23 protein-coding genes are annotated in these 20,894 nt (G+C 64.7%); 15 read left to right on the top strand and 8 right to left on the bottom strand.

Annotated elements, in window-relative coordinates; translation table 11 throughout:
- Positions 1 to 50: 50 nt before the first annotated feature.
- Both mtaB and dapF read right to left on the bottom strand, forming a co-directional pair.
- The gene (mtaB, locus tag XI04_RS10000; protein ID WP_038949849.1) at positions 51 to 1,304 is read right to left on the bottom strand and encodes a tRNA (N(6)-L-threonylcarbamoyladenosine(37)-C(2))-methylthiotransferase MtaB; all 1,254 of its coding nucleotides are present in this window, start codon (positions 1,302 to 1,304) and stop codon (positions 51 to 53) included.
- Positions 1,304 to 2,179, bottom strand: a complete 876-nt coding sequence (gene dapF, locus XI04_RS09995) for a diaminopimelate epimerase (RefSeq protein WP_038949848.1) — start codon at positions 2,177 to 2,179, stop codon at positions 1,304 to 1,306. The genes mtaB and dapF overlap by 1 nt, the downstream gene beginning before the upstream one ends.
- Before the next feature lie 256 nt (positions 2,180 to 2,435).
- On the opposite strand from dapF, the gene XI04_RS09990 reads away from it, so the two are divergent.
- Positions 2,436 to 3,215 carry a GyrI-like domain-containing protein gene (locus XI04_RS09990; RefSeq protein ID WP_038949847.1) on the top strand — a complete coding sequence of 260 codons (780 nt, stop codon included), beginning with the start codon at positions 2,436 to 2,438 and terminating at the stop codon, positions 3,213 to 3,215.
- Positions 3,216 to 3,220: 5 nt separating this feature from the next.
- A complete protein-coding gene (locus XI04_RS09985; RefSeq protein WP_038949846.1) occupies positions 3,221 to 3,937 on the top strand; it encodes an SIMPL domain-containing protein in 717 nt (238 codons plus the stop codon).
- Positions 3,938 to 4,122: 185 nt separating this feature from the next.
- On the opposite strand, the gene XI04_RS09980 is transcribed toward XI04_RS09985, so the two are convergent.
- Positions 4,123 to 5,187 (bottom strand): MBL fold metallo-hydrolase, encoded by a 1,065-nt coding sequence (locus tag XI04_RS09980; protein WP_271609726.1) that lies wholly within the window; start codon positions 5,185 to 5,187, stop codon positions 4,123 to 4,125.
- Positions 5,188 to 5,622: 435 nt separating this feature from the next.
- On the opposite strand from XI04_RS09980, the gene ffh reads away from it, so the two are divergent.
- From ffh to XI04_RS09945, 7 genes are all read left to right on the top strand, one after another.
- Positions 5,623 to 7,170: a signal recognition particle protein gene (ffh, locus tag XI04_RS09975; protein ID WP_095425488.1), complete on the top strand. Its 1,548-nt coding sequence runs from the start codon at positions 5,623 to 5,625 to the stop codon at positions 7,168 to 7,170.
- An 85-nt stretch (positions 7,171 to 7,255) separates the two neighbouring features.
- Positions 7,256 to 7,588, top strand: coding sequence for a 30S ribosomal protein S16 (gene rpsP / locus XI04_RS09970; protein WP_008133080.1), 333 nt, complete (start codon positions 7,256 to 7,258; stop codon positions 7,586 to 7,588).
- A gap of 9 nt (positions 7,589 to 7,597) precedes the next feature.
- Positions 7,598 to 8,149 carry a ribosome maturation factor RimM gene (gene rimM, locus XI04_RS09965; protein ID WP_038949842.1) on the top strand — a complete coding sequence of 184 codons (552 nt, stop codon included), beginning with the start codon at positions 7,598 to 7,600 and terminating at the stop codon, positions 8,147 to 8,149.
- Positions 8,150 to 8,266: 117 nt separating this feature from the next.
- Positions 8,267 to 9,022, top strand: coding sequence for a tRNA (guanosine(37)-N1)-methyltransferase TrmD (gene trmD / locus XI04_RS09960; protein WP_271609727.1), 756 nt, complete (start codon positions 8,267 to 8,269; stop codon positions 9,020 to 9,022).
- Between the two features lie 108 nt (positions 9,023 to 9,130).
- Complete coding sequence (rplS, locus tag XI04_RS09955) at positions 9,131 to 9,511, top strand: 50S ribosomal protein L19 (RefSeq protein ID WP_028139249.1); 381 nt, start codon at positions 9,131 to 9,133, stop codon at positions 9,509 to 9,511.
- A 328-nt stretch (positions 9,512 to 9,839) separates the two neighbouring features.
- Positions 9,840 to 11,246: a 3-isopropylmalate dehydratase large subunit gene (gene leuC / locus XI04_RS09950; protein WP_028139250.1), complete on the top strand. Its 1,407-nt coding sequence runs from the start codon at positions 9,840 to 9,842 to the stop codon at positions 11,244 to 11,246.
- Positions 11,247 to 11,340: 94 nt separating this feature from the next.
- Positions 11,341 to 11,550: a hypothetical protein gene (locus tag XI04_RS09945; protein WP_097669021.1), complete on the top strand. Its 210-nt coding sequence runs from the start codon at positions 11,341 to 11,343 to the stop codon at positions 11,548 to 11,550.
- Between the two features lie 53 nt (positions 11,551 to 11,603).
- Here XI04_RS09945 and XI04_RS09940 read toward each other — a convergent pair whose 3' ends face one another.
- Complete coding sequence (locus XI04_RS09940) at positions 11,604 to 12,152, bottom strand: hypothetical protein (protein ID WP_271609728.1); 549 nt, start codon at positions 12,150 to 12,152, stop codon at positions 11,604 to 11,606.
- 178 nt (positions 12,153 to 12,330) lie between these two features.
- Here XI04_RS09940 and XI04_RS09935 point away from each other — a divergent pair, with 178 nt between their 5' ends.
- Positions 12,331 to 12,630 carry a DUF1330 domain-containing protein gene (locus XI04_RS09935; protein ID WP_095425494.1) on the top strand — a complete coding sequence of 100 codons (300 nt, stop codon included), beginning with the start codon at positions 12,331 to 12,333 and terminating at the stop codon, positions 12,628 to 12,630.
- Positions 12,631 to 12,634: 4 nt separating this feature from the next.
- On the opposite strand, the gene XI04_RS09930 is transcribed toward XI04_RS09935, so the two are convergent.
- Both XI04_RS09930 and XI04_RS09925 read right to left on the bottom strand, forming a co-directional pair.
- A complete protein-coding gene (locus XI04_RS09930) occupies positions 12,635 to 12,889 on the bottom strand; it encodes a hypothetical protein (RefSeq protein WP_028139254.1) in 255 nt (84 codons plus the stop codon).
- 47 nt (positions 12,890 to 12,936) lie between these two features.
- Positions 12,937 to 13,212 (bottom strand): hypothetical protein, encoded by a 276-nt coding sequence (locus XI04_RS09925; RefSeq protein WP_212477418.1) that lies wholly within the window; start codon positions 13,210 to 13,212, stop codon positions 12,937 to 12,939.
- A gap of 156 nt (positions 13,213 to 13,368) precedes the next feature.
- On the opposite strand from XI04_RS09925, the gene XI04_RS09920 reads away from it, so the two are divergent.
- From XI04_RS09920 to XI04_RS09905, 4 genes are all read left to right on the top strand, one after another.
- Positions 13,369 to 13,767, top strand: a complete 399-nt coding sequence (locus XI04_RS09920) for a metallopeptidase family protein (protein WP_271609729.1) — start codon at positions 13,369 to 13,371, stop codon at positions 13,765 to 13,767.
- A gap of 81 nt (positions 13,768 to 13,848) precedes the next feature.
- Positions 13,849 to 14,454 carry a 3-isopropylmalate dehydratase small subunit gene (gene leuD / locus XI04_RS09915; protein ID WP_271609730.1) on the top strand — a complete coding sequence of 202 codons (606 nt, stop codon included), beginning with the start codon at positions 13,849 to 13,851 and terminating at the stop codon, positions 14,452 to 14,454.
- A gap of 79 nt (positions 14,455 to 14,533) precedes the next feature.
- Positions 14,534 to 15,319 (top strand): hypothetical protein, encoded by a 786-nt coding sequence (locus XI04_RS09910; protein ID WP_212477401.1) that lies wholly within the window; start codon positions 14,534 to 14,536, stop codon positions 15,317 to 15,319.
- 224 nt (positions 15,320 to 15,543) lie between these two features.
- Positions 15,544 to 15,963 (top strand): hypothetical protein, encoded by a 420-nt coding sequence (locus XI04_RS09905; RefSeq protein ID WP_028139258.1) that lies wholly within the window; start codon positions 15,544 to 15,546, stop codon positions 15,961 to 15,963.
- Between the two features lie 27 nt (positions 15,964 to 15,990).
- Here the strand turns inward: XI04_RS09905 and XI04_RS09900 are convergent, their stop codons facing one another.
- Positions 15,991 to 17,991, bottom strand: coding sequence for a TonB-dependent receptor (locus XI04_RS09900; RefSeq protein WP_197905466.1), 2,001 nt, complete (start codon positions 17,989 to 17,991; stop codon positions 15,991 to 15,993).
- Positions 17,992 to 19,071: 1,080 nt separating this feature from the next.
- Between XI04_RS09900 and XI04_RS09895 the strand changes: the two genes are divergently transcribed.
- The gene (locus tag XI04_RS09895; RefSeq protein WP_244429177.1) at positions 19,072 to 19,920 is read left to right on the top strand and encodes a Crp/Fnr family transcriptional regulator; all 849 of its coding nucleotides are present in this window, start codon (positions 19,072 to 19,074) and stop codon (positions 19,918 to 19,920) included.
- 4 nt (positions 19,921 to 19,924) lie between these two features.
- Here the strand turns inward: XI04_RS09895 and XI04_RS09890 are convergent, their stop codons facing one another.
- The gene (locus XI04_RS09890; protein ID WP_028139259.1) at positions 19,925 to 20,806 is read right to left on the bottom strand and encodes an HpcH/HpaI aldolase/citrate lyase family protein; all 882 of its coding nucleotides are present in this window, start codon (positions 20,804 to 20,806) and stop codon (positions 19,925 to 19,927) included.
- Positions 20,807 to 20,894 lie beyond the last annotated feature (88 nt).

The following is a 20,894-nucleotide window of genomic DNA, read 5'->3' as shown; positions in this document are numbered from 1 at the left end:
TCGCAGCGACGACGCTGGGGATATAGCGCGTCCAACTCGCCGTAGCCCGACTAAGTAGTCAGTCGCTCACCATCGCCGCCAACGATCCGCAGCGACACCACGCTTCCCACCCGCTCGCCAGCGATCGCCACCGGCAGGTAATGCTCCGTGCGGCCCTGCGCCTCACTCTCGATCAGCACATCGCGCGTGGCACCGATTTCGGCTTGCAGCCGCTTGCGTAGCGCCATCTCGCCAGCTGCCCGCAGCCGCTTCGCGCGCTCCTTGATCGCCGGCCCCGCCACCTGCGGCATCCGTGCGGCCGGCGTGCCGGGGCGAGGTGAATAGGGGAAGACGTGCAGGAATGTCAGGCCGCATTCCTCGACCAGATCGAGCGAGCGCGAAAACATCTCCTCCGTCTCGGTCGGGAAACCCGCGATGATGTCGGCACCGAACAGGACATCGGGGCGCAGGCGGCGCACCTGCTCGCAGAACACGATCGCGTCCTGCCGTGAATGCCGCCGCTTCATCCGCTTCAGGATCATGTCGTCGCCGGATTGCAGCGACAGATGCAGATGCGGCATCAGCCGCGCATCGCCGGCGATGGCGTCAAGCAGATCAGCATCCACCTCGATCGAATCGATCGAGGAGATGCGCAGGCGCCTGAGTTCCGGCACATGCCGCAAGATCTGCTTCGTCAGCATGCCGAGCTTCGGCGCGCCCGGAAGGTCAGTGCCGTAGCTGGTGAGATCGACACCGGTCAGCACGATCTCGGCATGGCCGCGCTCGGCCAGCGTCCGCACCTGCTCGACCACCGCGCCCATCGGTACCGAGCGCGAATTGCCGCGGCCATAGGGGATGATGCAGAAGGTGCAGCGATGGTCGCAGCCGTTCTGCACCTGCACGAACACGCGCGGCAGGCCGCTCGTATAGCCGTCGATGAGATGCGGCGCCATCTCCCTCACGGCCATGATGTCGCTGACGGCGATCTTCTCGCCGGCGCCGAGATCGAAGGCATCGCGGGCCTCGCGCCAGGCTTGGCGGCGCATCTTGTCGTCGTTGCCGACGACGCGATCGACCTCGGTCATGTCGGCGAACATCGCAGCTTGCGTCTGCGCCGCGCAACCGGTGACGACGATGCGCGCCTCGGGCCGTTCGCGCTTCAGTTTGCGGATCGATTGCCGCGCCTGCGCCACCGCCTCGTTGGTGACGGCGCAACTGTTGATGACGATGGTGTCTGAAAGGCCAGCACCCTCGGCCTCGCGGCGGATCACTTCGGCCTCGAAAGCATTGAGGCGGCAGCCGAAGGTGACGACGTCGACGGCCATCAGGCGGCCGGCGCAAACAGCGCCGGATCGAATCTGCCCTCATATTCGAAGGTCGCCGTGCCCGTCATCAGCACGTGATCGTCGCGTTCGCGCCATTCGATGCCGAGCTTGCCGCCGGGCAGCGTGATCTCGACCTTGCGCTCGGCCCGCTTCAGGCGGGCCGCACCGACGGCCGTGGCGCAGGCCGCCGAGCCGCAGGCCCTGGTCAGGCCGGCACCGCGCTCCCAGGTGCGGATCGTGATGTGCTTGTCATCGACGATATGGGCGAGCGTGATGTTGGCGCGCTCCGGGAAGATCGGGTGGTTTTCGAGCAGCGGACCGAAACGCTCGAGATCGTAGGCGTTGACGTCGTCGACCCAGAAAATCGCATGCGGATTGCCCATGCTCAACACGGAGGGCGAATGCAGGATGGGATTGTCGATCGGCCCGATCTGCAATTCGATGTAGCGGGTATCGCGGAACTCTTCCGCCAGCGGAATGTCCTGCCAGCCGAACTTCGGCGCGCCCATATCGACGGTGTAGAGATCGGGCGCCGGGCCCTGCCAGGCATTGAGCAAGCCGGCCGCCGTCTCGAACGTCGCGGCGGTCTGCCCGTTCTTCTCGAAGATGCGCCGCACCACACAGCGCATGCCGTTGCCGCAGGCACCGGCCTCGGAGCCATCGCTGTTGTAGATGCGGATGAAGGCTTCGGTGCCGTCGAGCCGCGGCTTCTGCAGCACCATGAGCTGGTCGTAGGCCACGCCACCGTTCGCGGACGCCACCGCGCGGGCGTCGTCCGGCGTCACCTTTGCTGCGGAATCGCGCATGTCGACAACGACGATCTCGTTGCCGATGCCGTTCATCTTGGCAAATGCGTGGTTGGCCAGCGCGCTCATGAAAATTCCCGAATTTCGCCTGTCTTATATGGCGATCCTTGGCGGCTTGGCCAGTGATTTGCCGCCGGGCGCCAGGAGGACTGCCAGGAGAACTCCCATGACGCATCTGTCATGGGACGAATTTGGCACCCACGTGTTAGAACGGCGAAAGTTCGTCGCGAACCGGGATGCGCGGCCGGGCTCAAGCCGGATTAGGCCTTGGTGGGCAAGGTCTTGCTGATGAAGGGCCTTGGTTAAGGCCTTGGGGAGAATAAAAATGATGAGGTTTCGTCGTCTTGCTCTGGCCGCGCTGATCCCGGCAGCGGCCTTGTCGCTTGGCCTGCCCGAGGTTCTGGCGCAAACTCCGAGCCCGGCACCGGCGGCCTCGGCAAGTCCCTCGCCGGCCCCATCGGCTTCTCCCGCCCCGGCCGCGAGCGCCTCGCCTGCCCCATCGGCGACGGCCTCACCCGCGCCGTCGCCTGCCGCCAGCGCGTCGCCGGCCCCGACAACGTCGCCCTCGCCCGCAGCCAGTGCCTCACCCAGCCCCACGGCCCCGCCGCCGGCGGCGGCCGCAACACCTGCCCCGGTGCAGACCGCCGATCCGTTCGGCCTGGAAACCACGCTCGAGGGGAAGAAGGTCGTGATGGTCAAGGGCACTGCCAATTGGGACTCGGCCTTCGACACGCTGATCGACGCTTTCAAGGCGCTGAATACGCTCCTGGACAAGCAGGGCATCAAGCATGCCGGCAATGCGATGATCGTCTACACCTCGACCGACGATACCGGCTTCACCTTCCTTGCCGAGATCCCGGTCGAGCAGGATCCCAAGAACCTTGCCAAGGACATGAGCATCGGCAAGTCGCCGGAGGGCAAGGTGCTGAAATTCGTCCATCGCGGTTCCTACGACAACATGGACAACACCTACGAGGCGATCACCAATCACCTCGACGACAAGAGACTGGAAGCCAAGGACACCTTCATCGAGGAATACCTCACCGATCCACTCAAGACGGCAGAGGACAAGCTCGTGATCAACGTTTTCGTGCCACTGAAGTGAGACCGATGAAAAAGACTGCCGTACTTGCTACGTCCCTTGCCGCCGTTTTCGCCGCCACGCTGCTGACAACGCCCGCGCTTGCCGATGATTTTCCATCCGCCATTACGGTGAGCGGCGAAGCCAACATTTCTGCGGCGCCCGATCTCGCGCAGATCGACGCCGGCGTCGCCAACGACGCCAAGACAGCGAAGGAAGCATCCGATGCCAACAACGCCGCGATGGGCAAGGTGCTGCTGGCTTTGAAGGGCGCCGGCATCGCCGAGAAGGATTACCAGACCTCGCGGCTGTCGCTGCAGCCGCAATACGGCCAGAACAAATCCACCGGCGCATCCCCGGTGGTCGGCTTCCGCGCCAGCAACCGTGTCACCGTAAAAATTCGCGACGTGACCAAGGTCGCCACCATCATCGACACGCTGGTCGGCGCCGGCGCCAACGACATCGGCAACATCTCCTTCGAGGTGACGCAGGCCTCGAAGCTGCTCGACGACGCGCGCGAGCAGGCGGTCGTGGACGCGCGCCGCAAGGCCGAGATCTACGCCAAGGCCACCGGCGTCACGCTGGGCGCTCCGCTCAGCGTGTCCGAGGGCGGCGCCCCGGTGCCGCTGTTCAAGTCGCGGATGGCAACAGCGCCGATGGCAGCACCGCAAGCCGCAGTTGCGCCCGGCGAGGAAACGCTGTCGGTGACGGTGAATGTGAGCTGGGCGATCAAAGCGGGGCAGTAGGCCGCAAGAGGCACGCTGCCCGCCCAAACAACGGTGGTCGTCCCCGCGAAGGCGGGGACCCATAACCACAGGGAGGAGTGTGAGGCAGCTCTCCCACTCCGAGTCTTCGCCAAACCACTCCCTGTGGGTATGGGTCCCGGATCTACGCTCCGCTTCGCTTCGCTTGTCCGGGACGACAGCGAGACCTAAATCTCCACCACCTGCCCCGGTTTCATCGCCACGAACTTCTCCTGCGGAATCTTCGCAGCATCCAGCGCCTCGAGCAGCGCCTTGGCCGGCGCGTCGATCGCCTCATCCGTGAGCTGGAACGTGCCGTGATGATGCCCGAGCGCGGCCTCGGCGCCGCAATCGCGTAGCGCCTTCACCGCGTCCTCCGGATTCATGTGCTGGTCGCGCATGAACCAGCGCGGCTCGTAGGCGCCGATGGGGAGAATCGCCAGTCGCAGCTTCCCATGCTTCTCGGCGACACGGCGGAAATGCCGGCCATCGCCATAGCCGGAATCGCAGACGACGTAGATTTTTCCGGCCGACGTCTCCAGCACGAAACTCGCCCACAGCGCCTTGTTGCGATCGAACATGCCGCGCGCCGTCCAGTGCCGGGTCGGCACCAGGTGCACGGCGATGCCCCCGCCGAGGTCGACGCGGTCATGCCAGTCGAAGGCTTCAACCTTGATCGTGGAATCCCAGCTGCGCATCGTCACGTCGTTGCCGAGCGGGGTCACCACACGCGGGGCAAAATTCTTGGTGAGCCGCGACAGCGTCGCGATGTCGAGATGATCGTAATGGCCGTGCGAGACCAGCACGACGTCGATCTTCGGCAGCTTCTCGAAGGCGATGCCGGGATCGTTGTGCCGCTTCGGCCCGGCCCAGGCGACCGGCGAGACCCGCGTCGACCAGACGGGGTCGACCAGAATGTTGCGGCCGCCGGTCTGGATCAGCCAGCTGGCATGCCCGACGAAGGAGAGCCGCACCTTGTCGCCGTCGACCCGCGCCGGCGGCGTGTCGGCATGGGGGCTGGGCGCCCAGTCGGGCCAGGTGGCGCGCTGCCGCTTGCCGCCGAGCTGCCAACGCAGCACCTCCCGAAGCGATTTCGGCGGCGCGCCGTCCGGATCGAAGAAGTTCAGACCGTCGAAATGGTCGGAGGCGGGACCGTCGTAGGTTTTCATGCGGGACATCCAAAGGGACGGGACACCGACCAGGGCGCCTGCCCCGGCAAGCAGTCCGAACAGGCGGCGGCGGGTGATCGGCACGGCGGGCTTCAGGACTGGTGGCGGAGGTAAGTCATCACCTTCTATATGGGCGAGGCAAAAGGAAAAGGAACCTGCAGTCGAAAGCGACGTATTTTCAAGATGTTACCTTGGTAGAGACATTCCGGCGCCCTAACTTTCCTTGACTTTTGGGCGTGAGCGGCGTTTAACCCCGCCACTTTCTCGGAAAGGCTTTCTTTTCGACCCGCCGACTGGTCCTCGAGGCCGGAGGTCAACGCCCGACAGCGCTGTGCGCCCTCGGGCGTAAAGGTGTTTGGACTTTCTTCTCCCTCGCCCCGCTCTTGCGGGGAGAGGGTCGGGGTGAGGGGCTCTCTCCGCGCATGGTGCGCGTAGACGGTCCCGTACCCCCTCACCCGGATCGCAAGGGCGATCCGACCTCTCCCCGCGAGCGGGGAGAGGTAAAAGAGGACAACGGCATTGTTCGACAATCTGTCGGAACGGCTTGGCGGAATTCTCGATCGTCTGACGGGGCGCGGTGCGCTGACCGAAAAGGACGTCGATGCCGCGATGCGCGAGGTGCGCCGCGCGCTGCTGGAGGCCGACGTCGCGCTCGAGGTGGTTCGCAGCTTCACCGAGCGCGTGCGCGAGCAGGCGATCGGCGCGACCGTCGTCAAGTCGGTCACCCCCGGCCAGATGGTCGTCAAGATCGTCCATGACGAGCTGATCAACACGCTTGGGGCCGAAAGCCAGACCATCGACGTCAACTCCGTGCCGCCGGTGCCGATCATGATGGTCGGTCTGCAAGGCTCCGGTAAAACCACCACCACTGCAAAGCTCGCCCGCCGTCTGGTCCAGCGCGACAAGCGCAAGGTGCTGATGGCCTCGCTCGACGTCTATCGCCCGGCGGCGATGGAGCAGCTGGCCGTGCTCGGCCGCGACCTCGACATTCCGACCCTGCCGATCGTGGCGGGACAGCAGCCGCCGCAGATCGCCAAGCGCGCGCTGGAAGCCGGTAAGCTCGGCGGCTACGACATCGTGCTGCTCGACACCGCCGGCCGCACCACGCTCGACGAAGATATGATGGCGGAAGCCGCCGCGATCAAAGCTGCGGCCAATCCGCATGAAGTGCTGCTGGTCGCCGACAGCCTCACCGGTCAGGACGCCGTGAACCTCGCGCGCGCGTTCGATCAGCGCGTCGGCCTCACCGGCATCGTGCTGACCCGCGTCGACGGCGACGGCCGCGGCGGTGCTGCGCTGTCGATGCGCGCGGTCACCGGCAAGCCAATCAAGCTGATCGGCACCGGTGAAAAGACCGACGCGCTGGAAGATTTCCACCCCGATCGTATTGCCGGCCGCATCCTTGGCATGGGCGACGTGGTGTCGCTGGTCGAGCGCGCTGCCGCCAACATCGACGCCGAAAAGGCCGCGCGCACCGCCGAACGCATGCGCAAGGGTCAGTTCGACCTCAACGACATGCGCGAGCAGCTGCTGCAGATGGCCAGCATGGGCGGCATCAGCGGGCTGATGGGCATGATGCCCGGCATCGCCAAGATGAAGAACCAGATTGCGGCCGCCGGCATCGACGACAAGATCCTGAAGCGCCAGGTCGCGGTGATCGATTCCATGACGCGCGACGAGCGCCGTCATCCCGATTTGCTCAAGGCCAGCCGCAAGAAGCGTATCGCTGCAGGGTCCGGCCAGAGCGTCGAGCAGGTCAACAAGCTGCTCAAGATGCACCGGAACATGGCTGATGTGATGAAGGCCATGGGCTCGGGCAAGCGCGGCCCGCTCGCCGGCATCGCGCAGGCCATGGGCTTTGGCGGCGGCATGAAGCCGCCTTCGCCGGAAGAGATGAAGGCGCTGCAGGAGAAGATGCAGAGCGGCGGCGGACAGGGTCTGCCCAATTTGCCGAAGGATCTGCCTGCCGGCTTGCGTCAGGGCCTGCCGAATGTGCCAGGGCTCACGGGCCTCAGCGGCAAGCCGATGCTGCCGGGCCTCGGCGGTTTTCCCGGCAAGAAGAAATGAGGAATTCGTCACGAGGGATCGCACGGTCTCGCGCGGCGCGAAAATACCAATCAACCGAACAAACTGTACTTTGAAGGAGAACTGAATGTCCGTCGTTATCCGCCTCGCCCGCGCAGGCACCAAGAAGCGTCCCGTCTATCACGTCGTCGTCGCCGACTCGCGCTTCCCCCGCGATGGCCGCTTCATCGAGCGTCTCGGCTATTTCAACCCGCTACTGCCGAAGGACAACGAGACTCGTCTGAAGCTCGACATGGACAAGGTGAAGGCCTGGCTCGCCAAGGGCGCGCAGCCGTCCGACCGCGTGGCGCGTTTCCTCGACGCTGCCGGCGTCAAGAAGCGCGAAGCGCGCAACAACCCCGAGAAGGCCGTGCCGCGCAAGGAGCGCAAGGCGCAGGCCGAAGCCGCCGCGAAGGGCTAAGGCTAGGTCATGTCGGCGCTGGTCTGCGTCGCGCGGATCGGCGCCGCGCATGGTGTGCGCGGTGCGGTCAAATTGTGGACCTTCACCGAGGATCCCTTTGCCGTCAGGCGCTATGGCCCGCTGCTGTCCAAGGACGGCAAGCGCCAGTTCGAGGTCGCAACGGCGCGCGAGGCAAAAGATCATCTGGTCGCGACGTTCAAGGGCGTCACGACCCGCGATGAGGCCGAGCGCCTCAACGGCATCGAGCTCTACGTCGCGCGCGAAAAACTGCCCGCGACCGACGACGACGAATATTACCACACCGATCTGATCGGGCTCGCCGCCGTCACCACGGAAGGCGATGCGCTCGGCCGCGTGCTCGCGATCCATAATTTCGGCGCCGGCGACATCATCGAGATCGCTCCACCCAAGGGCACGACGATGCTGCTGCCGTTCACGAACGCAGTGGTGCCGGAGGTCGATCTCAAAGGCGGCCGCGTCGTGATCGCGCTGCCGCAGGAGATCGAGGGCGATGACAATGATCCCTCCACGAGTCGTCCCCGCGAACGCGGGGACCCATAACCACAGGCCGTGGTTTTTGGCTAAGCTGATGGCTCCAGCCATCGCAAAACTGGCTGCGGTGGTTATGGGTCCCGGATCTGCGCTGCGCTTGTCCGGGACGACGAGAATTGAGATCCGATGACAACCCCCTCACCCTGGCGCGCGACGGTGCTGACGCTGTTTCCGGAGATGTTTCCGGGGCCGCTCGGCGTGAGCCTGGCCGGCCGGGCGCTGGCCTCCGGGCTGTGGGAGATCGAGGCGCGGGACATCCGGGCGTCCGCCACTGACCGCCACCGCAGCGTTGACGACACCCCGGCCGGCGGCGGGCCGGGCATGGTGCTGCGGGCGGATGTTCTGGCGGCGGCCATCGATGCCGCCGAGATCGCCCTCGAGCGGCCGCGACTGCTGATGAGCCCGAGGGGGCGGCCATTGACCCAGGCCCGCGTCACAGAGCTCGCCCAGGGCCCCGGCCCCCTGATCATCTGCGGGCGCTTCGAGGGGATCGACCAGCGGGTGATCGACGGGCGGGGCCTGGAGGAGGTCTCGATCGGGGATTACGTGCTCTCGGGGGGCGAAATCGCCGCTTTGGCCCTGATCGACGCCTGCGTGCGGCTGCTGCCGGGCGTGATGGGCAAGGAGGCCTCGGGAACCGAGGAAAGCTTCTCCGACGGCCTGCTTGAATACCCCCAATACACCCGGCCGCAGCTGTTCGAGGGCGCTCCGATCCCTGATATCCTGACCTCGGGCGACCACGCCAAGGTTGCCAGCTGGCGACGGGCGCAATCCGAGGCCCTCACGGCGGCCCGGCGGCCGGATTTATGGGCCCAGATCCCCCCCAAGGCCCCGAATCGGGCGGGACGCCAAAAAACGCCAAAAAACAAGACAGACGGGTGACAAACGCTCCGGCTTGCCTTATAGGAGCGGCCACATCCGCAATAGCTGGATAGACGAATTTCGCGCAGCCCCCGATCTGCGGCTGGGCGCGCTGATGGAGATTTACCCATGAACCTGATCAAGCAGCTCGAGCAAGAGCAATTCGACAAGCTGTCCGCTGGCAAGGACATCCCGGAATTCGGTCCCGGCGACACCGTGATCGTCAACGTGAAGGTCGTCGAAGGCGACCGCACCCGCGTGCAGGCCTATGAAGGCGTCTGCATCGGCCGTTCCGGCGGTGGGCTCAACGAGAGCTTCACCGTCCGCAAGATCTCCTACGGCGAGGGCGTGGAGCGCGTGTTCCCGGTGATGTCGCCGATGATCGACTCGATCAAGGTGGTGCGCCGCGGCAAGGTGCGTCGCGCCAAGCTCTATTACCTCCGCAGCCTTCGCGGCAAGTCGGCCCGCATCGTCGAGAAGCAGGACCGCCAGACCGCGGTCGGCGAGTAAGCTCCGCCCCACCAGGCAAGTTTTCGAAAGCGCGGGGCTCGGCTCCGCGCTTTTTTGTTGCGTCAGCCGTGCGCGTCAAACCACTCGCGCTTCCAATTCGGCCTGCTATATATTCTTGGAATGTTTCCAGATCGGACCAGCCTCGCCCCCGTCAAGCGCATCGTCATCGACGATCGCTCGCGGCTTCCTGGCCGGTTCTTCGGACGCTTCGCGACCTCGGCAACGTCAGAGCTTACGCGCGCAGCCTAAAAGCTGCGCTGACGATTTTGTTGCCCGCGCGCCGCGCGCGCCTATCCGCTGACACAACATTCTTTCGGAGCTGACGCTCATGTCCAAGCCGACCACATTGTACGACAAGATCTGGAACGACCATCTGGTGCACGAAGCCGAGGACGGCACCTGCCTGCTTTATATCGATCGCCATCTGGTGCACGAGGTGACCTCGCCGCAGGCGTTCGAAGGCCTGCGCGCGACGGGGCGCAAGGTTCATGCGCCCGAGAAGACGCTCGCCGTCGTCGACCACAACGTGCCGACCACCGATCGCACCAAGCCGAATCCCGACCCTGAAAGCATCGAGCAGATCAAGGCGCTGGCCGAGAACGCCAAGGAATTCGGCATCGAATATTACAACGAGTTCGACAAGCGCCAGGGCGTCGTCCACGTCATCGGCCCCGAGCAGGGCTTCACCCTGCCCGGCACCACCATCGTCTGCGGTGACAGCCACACCTCGACGCATGGCGCGTTCGGCGCGCTCGCGCACGGCATCGGCACGAGCGAGGTCGAGCACGTGCTGGCGACGCAGACGCTGATCCAGAAGAAGGCCAAGAACATGCGCGTCACCGTCGACGGCAAATTGCCTGACGGCGTGACGGGCAAGGACATCATCCTCGCCATCATCGGCGAGATCGGCACCGCGGGCGGCACCGGCTACGTACTGGAATACGCCGGCGACGCCATCAGCGCGCTCAGCATGGAAGGCCGCATGACGGTCTGCAACATGTCGATCGAAGGCGGCGCGCGCGCCGGCCTGGTCGCGCCCGACCAGAAGGCGTTCGACTTCCTGCGTGGCCGCCCGAAGGCGCCGAAGGGCGCGGACTGGGATGCCGCGATGCGCTACTGGGAGAAGTTGCGCTCCGACGAGGGCGCGCATTTCGACAACGAGCTGCGCCTCGATGCCGCCAAGCTGCCGCCGATCGTGACCTGGGGCACCAGCCCTGAGGACGTCATCTCCGTGACCGGCATCGTGCCCGACCCTGACAAGATCGCGGACGAGGCCAAGCGCCTCTCCAAGCACCGCGCGCTGAAGTACATGGGCCTCACCGCGGGCACCAAGATCACCGACATCAAGGTCGACCGCATCTTCATCGGCTCCTGCACCAATGGCCGCATCGAGGACTTGCGCGCGGCGGCGAAGATTGCCGAAGGCAAGACCGTCTCAGCGCATGTCAACGCCATGGTCGTGCCGGGCTCCGGCCTCGTGAAGGAGCAGGCCGAAGCCGAAGGTCTGGATAAGATCTTCATCAAGGCCGGCTTCGAATGGCGCGAGCCCGGTTGCTCGATGTGCCTCGCGATGAACCCGGACAAGCTGGCCCCGGAAGAGCGCTGCGCCTCGACCTCGAACCGCAATTTCGAGGGCCGCCAGGGCTTCAAGGGCCGCACCCATCTGGTGTCGCCGGCGATGGCGGCAGCGGCGGCGATCGCGGGTCATTTCGTCGACGTCAGGGACTGGCGCTAAGCCGGTCCCTGCAATTGTAGCGATCGCGGCAAACCGCCGTTAAACGATCGCCTGACACTCTCGTCCTCGCGAGGTTTTCGCGAGGACGCGCGCCATGGCCAACAAGCCTGAATATGTCGACCTGATCGGCGAGGCCACGCGCCAGCACCGCCGGCGCGCGCCGCGCCTGCACATCGTCGCCAAGCCCGAGATCGAGGAGATCTCGAAGCTCAGCCGCTGGCCGCCCGCGATGTTCAAGCAGTGGAAGGTCGAGACCCTGATGCGATGGAAGTCCGCATCGTGGAAGCTGAAGGATTGGCTTTAGCCGCCGGACGAGCAAAGGGCGCCGCTGAGGCGCCCTTTTCACGTCGATCGTGCCTACCAATAGTACCGATACGGATGGTGCCAGCGATGCCAGCGGCAGATGCGGCGCGGGCCGTAATAGGTCCAGATGACCCGGCAGCGGCGCGGATAATGGTAGTAGGGATAATAGCCGCCGACATAATAGCGCCGGTGGAAGTGGCGATGGCCGTAGTGAGGCCGATAGATCCCGTAGCGATGAAATCCGCCGTAGCGGTGAACACCGCCATAGCGATAGCCGCCGCCATGGAAGGCCGGCCCGGCGCGGAAGCGGCCGATATGGCCGCCATGGAATCCACCGCCGCGGAAACCGCCGATATGTCCTCCGCCACCGCGGAAGCCTCCACCACCGTGAAAATGTCCGCCACCGCCATGTCCACCGCCGCCGTGGCGAACCTGCGTGACGAGGTCGTCGGCCGCGGCCTTCGTCGCGGGTGACGTCGCCGGATTGATCAAGGTCAGCGCTTCAGCACGACGCGCGGTTCCGGCCGACAGCATCAGCGTCGCCGCAGCTGCAATCCCGAACAGGCGCATCGGGCCTGCCCGGAGACCCAAACTCCTCAGCATGGACTTCTCCCTGAATCTGGACAGCGGAGTGGCGATGCTCGTTCCCGGCCCGCGTCATCCCTGTTCAATTGCAGTCGCTCCCGGGGTTAAATTGCGGACAGCGATGTGAACGCGCCATGAATGAACGAGGCGGGCGCCGCGCTGCGGCGCTGTGCCGCTAAGGGAAGGAAGTCTTGAGATGACCGTCTACGCGATTGCACAATTGAAGATGACCGACCGCGCGGCCTACGATCGCTATCAGGCGCGGTTCTTCGATGTGTTCAGGAAGTACAATGGGCGGCTGCTCGCTGCCGATGAGAGACCGCGCGTGCTCGAAGGGGCGTGGCCGCACGACAAGCTGGTCATGATGTCGTTTCCGGACGAGGCCGCCTTCCTCGCCTTCTCGAACTCACCCGACTACGAGGAGATTTCGCGCGACCGCAAGGCGGGCGCGCAGGCGACCGTATTGCTGGTCAAGGGATTTGCGCCCGCCGGCTAGGACGTCACCAGAACGGCCCGTAGCCGAACACGAATGGCGCGGGCACGCGGTAGGGATAAGGACGGTAGTGGACCGGCCGCGCGTAATAGCGGGGATCATGGCGCACGATGGGCCGCGCAATGCCATGGGTTCGTGCGTGTCGTCGCACGTCGAAGACGGCGATCCCGGCCGAGGCCTCCGGCACCCTCGGCGCCGCGGACGCGCGAGGCAGGCCCGCGGCAAGCGCGACGACAACGGCCAATGCAAACCATCTCGCCATGACGCCCCCTTGAGGCTCCCGCGCTGCGCGCGAGCGTCGAACCGGCATCAGCCGCGGCGCCAGTAGCAGCTCATCCGCGGCACGATCACCGTGCCGCTCGGCCGGTATTCCTGCACATAGGTCGCGTTGCATTCGCGGACCGCGTCGGGACCGGGATTGTAGCGCGGATAGACGCCGTCAGGACTGTAATAGGGCGTGACGCGCAAGCGCGGCGGCCGCTTGCGCGGCGGCGGGGCATCAGGCGAGGCTGCCTGGGCGAGGCGAATCTCGGAGCCGGCGGTCTGCGCCTCGGCGCCAACGCAAAACGGCGAAAACAACCCCATGCACAGTAGCGTCAGCGCTGTTTTCGCTCGCATTTTTCCGCCCACCTGAAACGTCCCATTTGAGGCCCACGCTCCCCGTTTTGGCGGCGCCCGTCAACCTCGCCGCGCTTTATAAAGCGGGATGCATCAGCGGGAAACCCGCGCTAAGAGAGCCCCATGTGGACGGAATCGAAAGCGCCCTCGCTGGCCGAGATGGAAGCGACGGCACACGACATCTTCGAGCGCCTGCCGGCGGAATTTCGTAGGCTGTGCGAGGGCGTGATCCTCCGCGTCGACGACTTCCCGACCGAGGAGGTCCTGGACGAAATGGAATGCGAGAGCGAGTTCGACCTGCTCGGCCTGTTCCAGGGCGTCGGCCTGCCGCAGCAGAGCCTTGGCGACGTGGCGCGGCTGCCCAACATGGTCTGGCTCTACCGCCGGCCGATCCTGGATTACTGGGCCGAGCACGACGAGAGCCTCGGCCATATCGTCCGCCACGTCCTGATCCACGAGATCGGCCACCATTTTGGCCTCTCGGACGACGATATGGCGGCGATTGAGGCTCAGGCAGAGTAGACCTGCCCAATTCGGCCTAGGATTCCGGCCCCGATCGCGATAAATACCTGTTCCCCTAGGCCCATCCGGGAAAGCGCAACCATGGACAAGTTCACCACGCTGGAAGGCGTCGCGGCGCCGCTGAAGATCATCAATGTCGACACCGACATGATCATTCCGAAGCAGTACCTCAAGACCATCAAGCGCACCGGCCTTGGCAAGGGGCTCTTCTCCGAGCAGCGCTACAAGGACGACGGCAGCGAGAATCCGGACTTCGTTCTCAACCAGTCCGCCTATCGCAATGCCAAGGTGCTGGTCGCCGGCGACAATTTCGGCTGCGGCTCGAGCCGCGAGCACGCGCCCTGGGCGCTGCTCGACTTCGGCATCCGCTGCGTGATCTCGACCTCGTTCGGCGACATCTTCTACAACAACTGCTTCAAGAACGGCATTCTGCCGATCCGCGTCAGCCAGGAAGACCTCGACAAGCTGTTCGACGATGCCGAGCGCGGCGCCAATGCGACGCTGACGATCGACCTGCCGAACCAGGAGATCCGCGGCCCCGACGGCGGCAAGGTCAAGTTCGAGATCGACCCGTTCCGCAAGCACTGCCTGATCAACGGCCTCGACGACATCGGCCTCACGATGGAGAAGAAGGCCTCGATCGACACCTATGAGGACAAGCTCAAGCGCGAACGCGCCTGGGCCTGAGCTTGCGTCTTCATTCAGCCCCGGTGCCGACTGCGCCGGGGCTTTTTCTTTGCCTCGCTTATCCCGTATAGCTCGCCGCATGCTGCCCGACATCGTCACCTTCTGGCATGGCCCGATGGATGCGCTGCGCCAGACCTGTCTGCGCTCGCAGCTCGCGGCCGGCCACAAGGTCACGGTCTATAGTTTCGACACCATTCCCGGCCTGCCCGCCGGCGTCGCAAACGCGGACGCCGAAGCGATCCTGCCGCACGCGTTCTCGGAACGCTTGCGGCCGCCGCAACCGGACGGAAGCTGGCGCGACTGGACCACGCTGCAGTTCAGCGATTTCTTCCGCATGAAGCTGATGGCGAAGGATCTCGGCCTCTGGCTCGATGCCGATGTGCTGCTCTTGAAGCCCGTCGAGATCGATCCGGCAAAGCCTTACTTCGCCTGGGAGCGGCCGCGCCAGCTCGGCAATTCCGTGATCTACCTGCCGCCCCGGCACGGCATCGTCGCCGCCTTCGAGGAGCTGATGGAGCAGGAGGAGCTGACGCCGAACTGGCTGTCGGTCCGCCATCGCATCACCTTCATGATGCGCCGCCTGCGCGGCAGCTCGAACCGCCTCTCCGATATCCGCGTCGCGATCTTCGGCCCCGCGGCACTCACCGCGCTCGCGCGCCGCACCGGTGAGCTCGCTTGCGCGCTGCCGAAGCAATCGTTCTACGCCGTGCATGCGGAACCAAAACTGTTCTTCGATCCCTCGAGCTATCTCGACCTCGTCACCAGCCCCGAGATTATCGGCCTGCACATCTCGCCCAAGGGCCGCGGCGGCGAAAAGCCGATTCCCGGCAGCCTGTATGCCTGGGCGGCGGAGCGGTTTGCTTAGCTCTCGTGCCCCGGACGCTGCGCAGCACCTCTTGGTGATGCGCTGCTGAGCCGGGGCCCAGTAACGTGGCGAGATGGGTCCCGGCTCTGCGGAGCGGCACTTCGCGCCGCACGGCATCCGGGACACGCGATCAACCTCGCTCGATCGAGTTTGATCCAGCGCAACGCGCCCCTGCATCATTGTGCTTAATTCGCTCCAATTCCGCTGTCCGAAGGGAGCTTTCCATGAGCACCGCAAGCAGGCCATATCCCATCGTCCAGGACCTCATCGACTCCTTTGCGAGCTGGCTGAAGCACCGCCGCGAGCTGAACGAGATGCGGCAGCTCGATCGCGCCGATTTCGACCGGATCGCGAGCGACTTGAGGATCGCGCCTGACGATCTCGAGGAACTGGTCCGCCACGGCAAGCATTCTGCCGACGAGCTGCCAATGATGCTGCAGCAGCTCGGCATCAGCGCCGAAGGCCTCGGCCGCGCGCAGCCGCTGCTGCTCCGCGACATGGAGCGGGTCTGCTCGCTCTGTAACAACAAGGGACAATGCGACCGCGATCTCGCAGAGGGCACCGCCGCGGAGAATTATCACGGCTACTGCGGCAATGCCGCGACGCTGGAATCGCTCGACCGCGCCGATGTCGCGCCGCGGTGAGGCGGCGCAACGCCGGCTCATTCCGCGTCAGAAGTCAACCGACATCGATAGCCACAGCGTCCGCGGCATGCCGCTGATCACATAGCCGGTCGGATTGCCGATCCAGTAGCGATTGTCGAACAGATTGGTAACGGACCCGCGGAAAGTGGTCGGCCGCCCAGCCAGGCTGGTAGCATAGCGTGCCCCGAGGTCGAAGGTCATCCACGCGGGGACGCTCTGGATGTTGTCGGTGCTGACATAGGCCCGGCTGGTGTAGATCGTGCGAGCCGTCGCCGTCAGTCCAGGCAGGAAGGGCGCATCCCACTCGATACCAAGATTGCTCTGCCAGCCCGGAGCACCGACCGCATGATTTCCGTCATGGAGTTGCCCTTCGGTCTTCGTGAGCCGTGCATCGAGATAAGTCACGCCGCCCAGAACCCGGATCCCCGGCGCCACTTCGCCGAAGGTGTTGAGCTCGACGCCGCGGTTTCTCTGTTCGCCGTCGAGGCTGTAGATCTTGGTGACGGGATCGACGACGCCGCTCGGCAGGCTGATCTGGAACGCCGCCAGGCTCGCGCCGAAGCGACCGAGATCGAGCTTGGTGCCGACCTCGTATTGCCTGGTCTTGAAGGGAGCGAACACCGCGTTGGTGTTGGCTGCGCCGGCCGGCGGCGTGGGACCGGGCGAAAGACCTTCGATGTAGCTGGCGTAAAAGGACACTTCCTTGATCGGTCGCACCAGCAGGGCCACGGAGGGCGACGTCGCGCTCTGGTCATAGTGGGCGGTCTCCAGACCGCTCGCGGGATCAAAGCCGTTCGCAATGACCTGCTGCTGTCTGGCGCCGACGGTCACCTGAAGCATCCCGTTCATCATCGAGAGCGTATCGGCAACGCCGACGCTTCGCAGGCCGAGAAAGTCGGATTTGCCTTCGGCGAAGGACGACACCGGTGTGCCGGGGCCCGCCAGCAGCGTGGGTGTGTAGATGTTGGTGAGATAGTTCCCGTAATTGGTCTGACCGAGCCAGTCGGTTCGGTTCAGGACACTGCCGCTGACCACGACTTCATGCCCGACCGGGCCTGTATCGAAGCGCGCCCGAACACCGGCTTCGCCAGACACGGCCTCGGACTTCCCGGTCTGGAAGCGCGACGTTGAAAGTGCGTCGCCCGAGGTCGTGAGGATCGTCGCTCCCGGCGCCTCCCGCTTGTCATAACCGAATTGGTTGGCGCCGATGGCGCCGAACATGGTGACGTTGTTGGACAGGTCGTATTCAGCGCGCGTCAGCCCCGTGAGGCTCCTCGCGCGGGCATAGTCGAAGGGCTGGGCGAGATTGATGCGAGGATCCGGCGCATTGGGCACCGCGATGCCCTTGACCGGCGTATAGCCGCGCGCCGCAGCTTTCATCCAGTCGTCCTGATAGATGACATCGGCCGACCACCGAAAGCGCTCGCCGCGGTAGTCGACACCGAGCGAACCGACACCGTCACGCACCGATTGGCGGTCGATCGTGGTGTCTCCACCATTGAACCCGCCATTGAACCGGACGCCCCATTCCTTCTGATCCCCGTAGCGGCGCGCCACGTCGACCTCCGTGCCAAAGCGGGCATTCGACATGTAGCCGACGGTCAGGCGCGTCAGATCTTCGTAAGCACGTTTGGTCACGACATTGACGCTACCGCCGATGCTTCCCTGCGGGGCCATGCCGTTGAGGAACGCGCCCGGGCCCTTGAGCAATTCGATACGCTCGATCGGCGCCGGGTTGACACGATAGGCCGGCACCAGACCGTACAGCCCGTTCAACGCGATCTCGCTGTTCTCGACCCGGAAGCCGCGAATGGTCAGTGCGTCATAGCGGTTGCTGCTGCCGATTGCCGCGCGGACCGACGGATCGGAATTGGTCAGAACCTCGGCGACGCTGGTCGCCTGCTGGTCACGGATGGTCTTCTCCGTATAGCTGGCGAGACTGTATGGCGTATCCATGTAGTCTTTGTTGCCGAGCAGGCCGAGCTGGCCACCTCGCGCGACTTGTCCGCCGACATACGGTACCGGCAACGCGGCCCGCTGCGCGCCGACCGTCCCAGGTGCGCTTGCTGCCGGCGCGCTCGCGGGCCGATCGGCCTGGCGCCTCGCGCGCACTGCATTCGATGAAGGTTGCCTCCGGGCAGGCGCAGCGCGGCGCTCCGGCGCAGACACGGCAACCGGAGGAAGCGACTGTCCGGCTCCGGTCGACGGTTGAACGTTGGATTGCTGTGCGAATGACGATGTCGTGGTCAGCAGCATCGATACGGACACGAGCCAAAATACGCGCGTGCCGTTCCAATCGTGAATCATAGTACCCCGGAGTCTTTTCTTATTGATGCCCCGTCTCATCACGCCGACGAGACAAAGAGTGCAATAAACAGCCAGGCGAGCATCGCCAAATAGAAGGTATCTGGAATAGAAGGCATCTAGTGTATTGAGCGAGATCTCGGCGCGAGACGCAGACGAGAGCGTTGTCGACTGATGCTTTGATTTCACGCGGCGTCCAACGTTGGCAGGCGCGAAACATCAAATTCACGCGTGCATTCGCACGAGGTGCTTCCGCGCAACATCACCTCAAAGCGCGCACCGAGAGGTCGCGGCGCGACGGATGCGGGTGATTGCCACAGTCCGTCGGACGAAGGAGTCGAGACGCGAGATGACGTTGTTGGACGCAAGAAGGACTCGTTGCACGACGGGGTGTCAGCGCGCACAGCCGCAATTGCTGCCCGACAGGAAGCGGGTCTGCCCGCTGTGCAATCACAAGGGACGCGCCGCGGTGAGCGGCGCAGAAGATTTCGCTCGCCGCACACTCATCAATCCCTACCTTGGGATCGGCGCAAGGATGTCCGCTGTACCCGGGGGTATAGCAGATCTCCCCAGAGGTCCGCGCCGGGACAAGGTTAAACTCGCGCGCTGCTGCAACCATCACTGGTCGATCAGCACGTGGTGCACCTCGCCGAGCGGCAAAAGATCGCGAATAGTATGATGTATGCAAGATCCCGTTTGCGCGAGGAGGATGCCGACAAGGTCTCCGCAATTATCCGTGCTTGATCTCGACGAATGGCTCTGTTTGGATAGTTTCCCTTCGGGCAATTCGTATTTCGGATAATCATGGCAAATGAAGTAGATCGATCCCGTCGTTCATTGGGTGCCCGTTCACAAGAAAGCATCGTGACCGTCCACCGCGCGGGCATCGGGAATCGGCTACTGGCGGCGTTGCCGCCGGCGGATCTCGGCTTGCTCACGCCCTACTTCCAGAAAGTCTCGTTCGAACCCGATGCCATCCTGGTGCGGTCGGGCGATGAGCTCGACCCGGTTTATTTTCCCCATAGCGGCGCAATCGCCTTCATGCTCGATATGCCGGACGGGCAAACGGTCGCAACCACCTTGATGGGACGGGAAGGCGCTTTGGCCTCGTTCTCCGTGCTCGGCCCGTCGCTTTCATCCGTGACCGCGGTTACTCGCATAGCCGGCACAGCATCGCTGATTTCCGCCGCCAAATTTCGCGCCGCCTTTGCGCAAAGCACAGCCATCAGGAACGTCGTGCAAGTCCACGCCCGCGCGGTGTTATTGCAGCTCCAGCACGTAGCCGCTTGCAACGCGCTGCACCGGGTGGATGGCCGCATGGCGCGGTGGCTCCTGCAGCTTCACGACCGCGTGCCCGATGACCGGCTTCCGGTGACGCAGGAGGCGCTTGCGCAGCTGCTTGGGGTGCGACGGACGACAGTAACTCTGACGATGAGCAAGCTACGCGAGGCCGGCGCGGTCCCGTCCGACGGGCGCGGGTTTGTAGAGATCGATCGGGCGCGGCTCGAGAAGGTCGCATGCGATTGTTATGCGCTCATGCAGCGCAACATCGATCGGATGTATTGCGAGGAATTGGCCGCACCGTCCTCTGCTCTTGGCGAACAGAAGATGGCCGTTTGTCGCGGAACAGCGGATATCGCTTTTTCGAGTTGACGCTTCAGCCCTTGCTCATCGCCGCAATGGCATCCGCGATTGCGATCGTGCGCCGGGCCATGTCGGCGTGCAGCCGCTCCACCATCGCGCCGTCCAAGCGGATCGCGCCGCGCGAGACGTTCTCCGGCAGCTCGAACGCCGCGATGATTTTTCGTGCGCGCGCGACTTCCTCTTCGGGCGGCGTGAAGATCGCGTTGCAGGCGTCGATCTGCGAGGGGTGGATCAGCGTCTTGCCGTCGAAGCCGAGATCGCGGCCCTGCGCGCATTCGGTGGCAAAGCCGTCGGAATTGGCGATGTCGCTGTAGGGGCCGTCGAGGATTTCGAGGCCGTGGGCGCGCGTCGCCAGGATGCAGTGCGTGATCATCGGGATCATCGCGGCGCGGCCGGGCAGCATCTTGATGCGCGTTTCGCGTGAGATGTCGTTCGGGCCGAACACGAAGCCGGAGAGGCGCCGCGATTGATCGCGCCCGGCCTCGGCCAGCTCCTCCGCGTGCAGCACGGCGCGCGCGGTCTCGATCATGGCCCAGACCTTCACCGTCGGCGCCGCGCCAAGCTCGGTAAGACGGAGGCCGATCGTATCGAGATCTTCGATACTTGAAACTTTTGGAACCAGGATGCCGTCGGGCGAGGCCTTGGCGGCCATGGCGAGATCGTCGGCCCACCAGGGCGTGTCGAGACCGTTGGTCCGGATCAGGATCTCGCGCTTGCCGAACCCCTTGGCCGCGATGGCCGCCGCGATTCCATCGCGCGCCACCGCCTTGGCGTCGGGAGCGACGGAATCTTCCAGATCGAGGATCAGGCCGTCGGCGGCGAGATTGCGCGCCTTTTCCAACGCGCGGGGGTTGGAGCCGGGCATGAACAGATGGCTGCGGCGCGGGCGGGTCATGCAAGCGTTCCTTCCGGTTTCCTGAGGCGGTTGTAGAGCACGATCCGGAAAACTGTGCGGCGATTTTCCGGCAAGGATCATGCTCAAG

Source organism: Bradyrhizobium sp. CCBAU 11430, assembly GCF_028128855.1.
GTDB lineage: Bacteria > Pseudomonadota > Alphaproteobacteria > Rhizobiales > Xanthobacteraceae > Bradyrhizobium > Bradyrhizobium ottawaense.
The sequence above is the reverse complement of the archived record's forward strand: the minus strand, read 5'-3'. Positions and strand labels throughout refer to the sequence as shown.